This window comes from Corynebacterium halotolerans (assembly GCF_050107895.1).
Lineage (GTDB): Bacteria > Actinomycetota > Actinomycetes > Mycobacteriales > Mycobacteriaceae > Corynebacterium > Corynebacterium halotolerans_B.
In genome coordinates this window covers 158,235-165,864 of the sequence record NZ_JBNILW010000008.1, presented here as the reverse complement: position 1 = coordinate 165,864, position 7,630 = coordinate 158,235, and the positions used below count along the sequence as shown (strand labels likewise).

Genomic DNA, 7,630 nt, shown 5'->3' with positions numbered 1-7,630 from the left:
CGCTCGGCGACCCGGCGTTGGGTCCACCCGTGGATCAGAACCAGATCGATCATTTTGGCCCTACCCGTCGGGGTCAGGGGTGCGTTACGGTGTGTCACTAGGAACCTCCGGTGTTGGTGTGCGTGTCGTTACCCACCTGCCTACCGGAGGTTCCCTGTATCCGCTCACACTGTTTACAACCTCCCGAGGAAGTACACCTAGCCCAGGTCGTCGTGCTGGACCAGCTGACGCGCGGCCTCGGTGATGGAGCCGGACAGCGAGGGGTACACGGAGAAGGTCTCCGCCAGGTCCGACACGGTGAGCCGGTGGGTCACGGCGGTTGCGATGGGCAAGATCAGCTCGGAGGCGGTCGGAGCGACCACGACGCCACCGATCACCAGGCCGGAGTTGCGGCGGCAGAAGAGCTTGACGAAGCCGTGGCGCAGCGAACGCATCTTGGCGCGCGGGTTGCGGCGCAGGGGCAGCACGATCACGCGGGCGGAGATCTCCCCGGACTTGATCTGCTCGTGGGTGACCCCCACGGTGGCGATCTCCGGGCGGGTGAACACGGCGGTGGACACCGTCTTCAGCCGGATCGGAGACACACCCTCACCCAGGGCGTGGTACATGGCCACCCGGCCCTGCATGGCGGCCACCGAGGCCAGCGGGAACAGATCGGTGCAGTCGCCGGCGGCGTAGATGCCGGGGACATTGGTGCGGGAGACACGGTCGACCTTGATGTGGCCGGACGGTGCGGTCTCCACGCCCACCCCCTCCAGACCCAGGTCCTGGGTCTTGGGGATGGAGCCGATCGACATCAGGGCGTGGGAGCCGAAGATCTCGCGGCCGTCGGAGGTGCGCACGCAGACGCCCCCGTCATCGGTCCGGGTCACGGTGTCCACCCGGGCATGCTTGACCAGGGAGACACCCCGTTCGGCGAGCACGGTCTCCAGGACATCTGCGGCATCGGCGTCGTCATGCGGGAGGATGCGGTCGCGGGAGGCGACCATGGTCACCTTCACGCCGAGCTCCGCGAAGGAGGAGACGAACTCCGCGCCGGTGACGCCGGAACCGACGACGATCAGATGCTCCGGGGTTTCCTGGAGGTCATAGACCTGCTGCCAGGTGAGGATGCGCTCATTGTCCGGGACCGCGCCGGGCAGGATGCGCGGGGTGGCGCCGGTGCCCAACAGCACCATGTCGCACTCGATGGTCTCCTCGGTGCCGTCATGGTGCGTGGCCTTGATGTAGTGGGTGGTCTGCTTCGGCTCATAGTCGTCGAAGCGGCCGCGGCCGTCGATGATGCGTACCCCGATGCGCTCGAGCTGGGAGCGCACGTCCCCCGACTGCTCCCCGGCCAGCGACTTCACGCGCTCGTTCAACGCGCGGAGATCAATGGTGGATTCGCCGATGCCCCGGTTCAGCCCCATGTCATCTGCCCGACGCAGGTCGGTCTTGATGCCGGAACCAGCGATGAAGGACTTCGAGGGGACACAGTCATGGATGACCGAGGAACCACCCATTCCCTGATCCTCGATGAGGGTGATCTCGGCGCCATATTTGGCGCCGGCCAGGGCGGCCTCGTAGCCGCCCGGTCCGCCGCCGATGATGACAATTCTCTTGGTCAAGGGGTTTCCTCCACGCTGTTCATGTCGCTGTCAGATTTTGGGTGATTAGTCCCCTAACACCCTAATCCAAGAACTGTCCGGCTGTTGCCGCGCCCGAGCCGTACTGATCGACGACGGAGGCGAACAGGCGGACGCCGACGCCGAGAGCCCGCTCATCGACGACCAGGTCCGCCTGGTGCAGGTCCTGGGTCTCCCCTTCCCCGCTCCAGCACCCGAGCCGGGCCATGGAGCCGGGCACGTGCTCCAGATACCAGGAGAAGTCCTCCCCGCCGGAGGATTGCGGCGCCTCGACCACCGCCTGCGGATCCACGCCACGGGCGGCATCGACCAACAGTGCCGTGGCCAGGTCGTCATTGATGACGGGAGGCACACCGCGGGTGTAGGTGACCTCGAAATCGCAGCCGGTGGGCGCGAGCACCTGGCCGACCAGCTCCTCGAACAACGGCTGCAGGTTACGCCAGGTCCTGATGTCCGCGGTCCGCAGGGTACCGCTGACGACCCCGGACTCGGAAATGGCGTTCGGCGCGTAGCCGGCGTTGATCGTGCCGAAGACCAGGACGGTACCGGTGCGGGGATCCACCCGGCGCGAGAGCAGTCCTGGCAGGCTGGTGACCAGCAGGGACAGCGCGTAGACGACGTCGACGGTCAGGTGCGGCCGTGAGGAGTGCCCGCCGGGACCGATGACCTTGATGCGCACGATGTCGGAGGCCGAGGTGATCGCCCCGGTACGCACTCCCACCCGTCCCACCCGCAGTTTGGGCTCGGCGTGGACGGCGTAGATCGCACCGACCCCTTCGAGGGCACCCCATTCGATGACCTCGGAGGCGCCGCCGTCCATGACCTCCTCCGCGGGCTGGAAGATGATCCGCACCCCGGTGTTCAGTTCCACCTGGCTCAACGCGCACGCGAGGGCGAGGGCGATCGTGGTGTGGACGTCATGGCCGCAGGCATGCATCACCCCCGGGTTCCTGGAGGCGAAGTCCAGCCCGGTGATCTCGGTTATCGGAAGGGCGTCGATGTCCGCGCGGAAGGCGAGCCTGGGCTGGATGTCGGGACCGATGTCCACCATGAGGCCGGTGCCCGGGAAGCGGACCGGTTCCAGACCGTGGTCACGGAGGATCCGCTCCAAGAGATCGGTGGTTTCGTGCTCGGTGTGGGAGAGCTCCGGGTTGGCGTGTATCTGCCGCCGCCAACCGATGACGGTGTCCCGGTTGGTGATGAGCCAGTCATCCACGTGTGCGGCGATCCCCATCTGCTCCACTCCTTTCCCGGGCGGCCGTTATTCGGCCCACCGTGATGTGGAGTTCCAGTCTAGTCCGATCCAGCTCCGGGCGGCACCGACGGGCCGTCACCGTCGGTGGCCTCCAGGGGCCGGTGGAGTTCCAGCCGGGGTGGGCGTCCCTGCCGCATCTCGTGCAGGTGCTGGACGTCGAAGGGCATGGTGTCCTCCGGCTGCGCCGGCCAGACCAGATCGATATGCGGTTCTCCGGCGGTGCAGATGTCATCGACGTACTCGTCCCCGCCGGGCAATAACACGGCTGGCGGGACGTGGAGGGCGCGGGCGAGCATGTACACGGTGGAGAGCACCGGGTCAGTGGATTTGGAGTTGTTCTCGTTGCGCTCGATGTTGGAGACGACATTGCGGGTCAGTCCGGCCAGCTCGGCGAGGCGTTCCTGGGTCAGGCCGCGCATCTTGCGCAGCTCCAGCACGTTCAGTCCGAGACGGCGACCGTAGCTGATCCAGAATCTCCGCTCCTCCCTGCGCGCCATGCATTCCACGATGCCCAGCGCAGTGTTCAAGTACCGCCAAATGTATTGGGCGGGGCGGCCAGGGGCCGGACGTTAGAACTCGATGTTGCGTGGGCCGTACATCCGGTCGCCGGCGTCCCCCAGACCGGGGACGATGTAGGCGTTGTCATCCAGTCCCGGGTCGATGGCCGTGGTGACCAGCTTGACGGGCAGGCCGGAGTTCGCCAGGGCGTCGACCCCCGGTTGGGCGCTGACCATGCACACGGCGGTGATGTCCGTGGCACCGCGCCCGTGCAGCAGCCGGATGGCGTGCAGCAGGGAGCCCCCGGTGGCCAGCATCGGGTCGACCACGAACACCGGCTGACCGGTCAGGTCGTCGGGCAGCGCCTCCAGGTAGGGCACCGGTTCGTGCGTGTCCTCGTCGCGGGCGAGCCCGATGAAGCCGACCTGGGCGTCCGGGATCATCGACAGTGCCGGCTCCACCATGGACAGCCCGGCGCGAATGACCGGCACGATGATCGGCGGGTTCTTCAGCCGGGCGCCCTCCGCCACGGCCACGGGGGTCTGGGTGTTGAAGTGGTCCAGCGGCAGGTCCCGGGAGGCCTCATAGATGAGCATGGTGCCGAGGTCGCTGGCGGCGGCGCGGAAGGTGGAGTTGTCACTGCGTTCATCGCGCATGATGGTCAGACGGGCCTGCGCGAGCGGATGATCGACGATGGAGATTCGCATGGGGCCATCGTATGCGAGAGGTCCGGGAACCAGAGACGTCTGTCCGGGGTCAAACTGGGTATGAGCCTTCTCGACGAACTGGACCTCGATCCTGACCACGCCCGGCGCCTCGCTGCAGAGCTGTTGCGCAGCGGCGAAGTGCGCACTCCCCCGCCGCCCTCGCTTATCGACGGGCCGGGGCTCCACCGTTTCCGGACTGCTGCCACTGCCGCGATCGCCGCGAGTCTACGCCGCGGTGAGCGGGCCGGCGAACGGGCCTGCGAGCTCGCGGAATCCTCCTACAGTTCCATCTCCGCCTACGAGTTCAGTGATGCGGGACTGGCCGCCCGACTGGGGAGGTTGTGATGCAGCAGATCGTCAAGGCGCTGGGGGATCTGGTCAACCTGAATCCACCGCAGCTGCCCGGGGTACAACTGCCCCCGATCCCCGATTTCGCCGCGGCGGCTCCCCTGGCACAGTACGTGGGTGCCGGCGTGCATGCCGGGCAGCGGCTGCCGGAGTTGGCGGCGAACATCAACGGGGACCGTGACCGGATCAACCAGCTGGTCGGCACCGCACAGCAGCCCGTGGAACAGGCCCGCGGCGCGCTGGGAGGGATCGCGCTGAACCTGGGACGGCAGGCGGTTGCCACGGTGGCGTCCGCGGCAACCGGCGGGCCCGCCGGTCTACCAGCCCTCCAGGTGCAGCTGACCCAGCTGGCTCACACCCACCTGGAGGCGGCCCAGGCGGTGCTCGCGGATCTGGAGACCTCCCTCGAGCCAGCCACGGCGGAATTGGAGCAGCTGGCGGGCAAGGTTCACGGTATGGCTCCCGGAGCCGGATCCACACCCGCCCCGGTCCCGGTCGCCGCCGGCGTGGCCACCGGCCCTGGTGAATCAGTCCCAGAGGCCGAGGAACCACCGGAGCTGGAGACACCTGCCGAGGCTGAGACAGCCGGGGAGAACGCGCAGGGGGAGGCCGCTGTCGCCGCTGCCATGTCTGCGCTGGGGGCGCCCTATGTCTGGGGTGGAACCACCACGGCCGGGTTCGACTGCTCGGGGTTGACGCAGTGGGCGTGGCGCCAGGCCGGGCTGGAGCTTCCCCGGCTGGCGCAGGAACAGGATGTGGGACGGGCCGTGAGTGCCGATGAGCTGATCGCCGGGGACCTGGTGGTGTGGGACGGGCATGTGGCCATGTATGCCGGTGACGGGCAGATCATCGAGGCCGGCGACCCGGTGCAGACCAACCCGCTGCGGACCTCCAACATGGGCATGGCCTTCAAGGGCTTCTACCGGCCGACGGGATGACCACCCACGGCAGGGTCGCACACGGGCTGAGCGAGGGTGGGGTCGTCCGGTAGAATCGGCGGTCATGAGTGAAAATGCCATCCTCCCTGTCAAAGTCTCACTGACCGAGGGGGACTTCTACACCCTCTGGGCCCCGCTGTGGAAGGAACACGGTGCGGAGTGGCAGGCGTTTCTCGGCGATGATGACAATGTCCTCCTCTTCCGCTCGCCGGAGGACCTGCTGGTTTTCCTCGAGGAAGGATCCCCGCACGACCTCACCTCCCATCCGAAGTGGAAGAGTTTCGAGTCCGGTCCGGCCACCCGGGTCGTGCCGGTTGAGAAGGACTACTATGACGTGATCGGCGCGCCGGCCCTGCTGGCGGAGCGCCCCTCCTATGTCAATGTGAGCACCCTGGCGCGGATCTTCCGCCTCACCCGCAGCCTGGGTGAGGTCACCAGTGCCACCGAGACAACCGTTTTCTTCGCCTCGCACTCGGTGCTCGGCAACGTCGAGCGCGGTTACGATCACTTTGCCGAGGACCGGGGAATGTCCGAGTGGTCCGCGATCGGGCGCGCGGTGCTGACCAACTGGTCCAAGGTGGTCAGTTCCCTGGATGAGCAGATCCGCATCGTCGACGTCGATGACGCCCGGACCGCCGATGCCGCAGCCCGCATCGCCGCGGCCCGGGAGGAAGTGGAGAAAAAGAAGGCGGAAACCGAGGCCCGGCGCAAGGAGGAGGCTGAGCAGGCGGACCCGTATGACACCACCGCCTGGACCGCGGCCGGCATCGACCCAGTCAAGATCTCCCTCCAGGGAAAGTCCGTCTACACGTTGCGCACCTATGTGGACCGCCAACCGGTGTTCCTGGGCAAGTTCGGCGAGATCTACACCTTCAACAGCAGCAAGCTGCTGCTGCGCTGGATGACCGAGAATGACGACCACGATCTGGCGAAGGTCTCCACCTGGGAGGACCTGCAGCTCTCGGCCAACGCCGGTGAGCTGGAGGTCATGGTCCACCAGGACAATGCCTATTCCTTCACCGGCCTGGTCCACGACATCGGGCGCGGTCCGGAGGCCGTGGACACTGACCAGATGGCGCGCGCCTATGAGCTGATGGCCGACGCCGCCGACTGGGCGCAGGATGATTCCCTCAACTCCTACTTCCTGGCCAACCCGCGCATGCAGGACTACATCTCCTACATGCTGGGCGCCCCGGGCACCTCGGGCTATGTCCCGAGCGAGCCCTTCAACGACCACGCCGAAGGTTGGAAGGAGCTGGAGGAGATGCTGGTCAAGCGCTTCTCCAAGTTCTAGCTACTCTTCCTCATTCCACGCGGACTCCGCCGCCGCGGCATCGGCGGCGGTGTCCGTGGTGACGCCGGTGTCCCGGGTGTCCGGGTCCGCGAGCTCCTCATAACCGGGCAAAATCTCGCGCACCAGCAGCTGGTCGCGCCGCTCCTGCGGGGCGAAGGAATGGTCGATTGCCGCGGTGGTCAGTTCGAAGAACTCGTCCAGACCGTAGTCGAAGGTCTCCGCGAGCGCCCAGAGTTCCTCGGTCATCGAACCGGTTCCGGGATGCGCGGTGCAGGTGAAGCCGAGACTCTGCAGCAGTGGCAGCGGGTGATCTGCCAAGGCTGTCTCCTCATCCACGCTGTTCGTCGGCGCGAGCGTCAGCAGCAGGTGCCGGTCCCGCACCCAGGCCGACATCCGCTGCGGGTGGATCCCCTCGACGTCCACGGCGAAGTCCTCGAAGATGTGCACCCCGTTACCCAGGCGTGCCGCTCCCTGCAGGATGGCGTCGCTCATCGCCGCGACTTCGGCGTCCTCCCCGAAATCGACACTGAAGGGGATGAATGCGGTGCGCAGCTGGCCCAGGGTCGCGGCGTGGGCGGAGGCCAGGTGTTCCTCGTCCACCCCGGCGAGGTTGAAGCCGATCACCTTGTCACCGAAGTTGGCGGTCACCAGTTCCACGGTTTCGGCGACGGCGCCGTCGTGTGCGGCGCTGAGGACGACCCGGGCGTCGATCTCCGCGGCGTCGAGGCCGCGCAGGGCTGCGTCCAGATCCGTCTGTTCCCCACCGGGCAGTTCCAGCAGGAGTTCGGCGTAGACCACGTGGTCAGCAGCCAATTTCTTGACCTGCACGGCGAGGTCCTCGGTGGTCACCTGATGATGGAGAACGACCTTCGGTAGGTCGGCCAGGGTTTCTCGGGTCACGGCTTTGAACTCTGGGCTGATGTGCGGGGTTTCATGCATGCCCCTCAGCTTAACTACGATGTTCA

At 66.9% G+C, this 7,630-nt stretch carries 8 protein-coding genes; 3 read left to right on the top strand and 5 right to left on the bottom strand.

Going from position 1 to position 7,630, the window contains the following annotated elements; all coding sequences use genetic code 11:
- Positions 1 to 197: 197 nt before the first annotated feature.
- The 4 genes from ACQCVD_RS09875 to upp form a co-directional block, all read right to left on the bottom strand.
- On the bottom strand, positions 198 to 1,607 hold the full coding sequence (locus tag ACQCVD_RS09875; protein ID WP_426823588.1) for an NAD(P)H-quinone dehydrogenase: 1,410 nt from the start codon (positions 1,605 to 1,607) through the stop codon (positions 198 to 200).
- A gap of 61 nt (positions 1,608 to 1,668) precedes the next feature.
- Positions 1,669 to 2,859 (bottom strand): M20 family metallopeptidase, encoded by a 1,191-nt coding sequence (locus ACQCVD_RS09870; protein ID WP_426823587.1) that lies wholly within the window; start codon positions 2,857 to 2,859, stop codon positions 1,669 to 1,671.
- A gap of 59 nt (positions 2,860 to 2,918) precedes the next feature.
- The gene (locus ACQCVD_RS09865; RefSeq protein WP_426823595.1) at positions 2,919 to 3,377 is read right to left on the bottom strand and encodes a helix-turn-helix domain-containing protein; all 459 of its coding nucleotides are present in this window, start codon (positions 3,375 to 3,377) and stop codon (positions 2,919 to 2,921) included.
- Positions 3,378 to 3,449: 72 nt separating this feature from the next.
- A complete protein-coding gene (upp, locus tag ACQCVD_RS09860) occupies positions 3,450 to 4,085 on the bottom strand; it encodes a uracil phosphoribosyltransferase (protein ID WP_426823586.1) in 636 nt (211 codons plus the stop codon).
- Between the two features lie 60 nt (positions 4,086 to 4,145).
- Between upp and ACQCVD_RS09855 the strand changes: the two genes are divergently transcribed.
- From ACQCVD_RS09855 to ACQCVD_RS09845, 3 genes are all read left to right on the top strand, one after another.
- Entirely contained in the window at positions 4,146 to 4,430 is a 285-nt protein-coding gene (locus ACQCVD_RS09855) for a hypothetical protein (protein ID WP_426823585.1), read from the top strand.
- A complete protein-coding gene (locus ACQCVD_RS09850) occupies positions 4,430 to 5,371 on the top strand; it encodes a C40 family peptidase (protein WP_426823584.1) in 942 nt (313 codons plus the stop codon). Before ACQCVD_RS09855 ends, ACQCVD_RS09850 begins: the two co-directional genes overlap by 1 nt.
- Positions 5,372 to 5,435: 64 nt before the next feature.
- Positions 5,436 to 6,665 carry a hypothetical protein gene (locus ACQCVD_RS09845; RefSeq protein WP_426823583.1) on the top strand — a complete coding sequence of 410 codons (1,230 nt, stop codon included), beginning with the start codon at positions 5,436 to 5,438 and terminating at the stop codon, positions 6,663 to 6,665.
- Here ACQCVD_RS09845 and ACQCVD_RS09840 read toward each other — a convergent pair whose 3' ends face one another.
- Complete coding sequence (locus ACQCVD_RS09840; RefSeq protein WP_426823582.1) at positions 6,666 to 7,565, bottom strand: adenosine deaminase family protein; 900 nt, start codon at positions 7,563 to 7,565, stop codon at positions 6,666 to 6,668.
- Between the last annotated feature and the right edge of the window lie 65 nt (positions 7,566 to 7,630).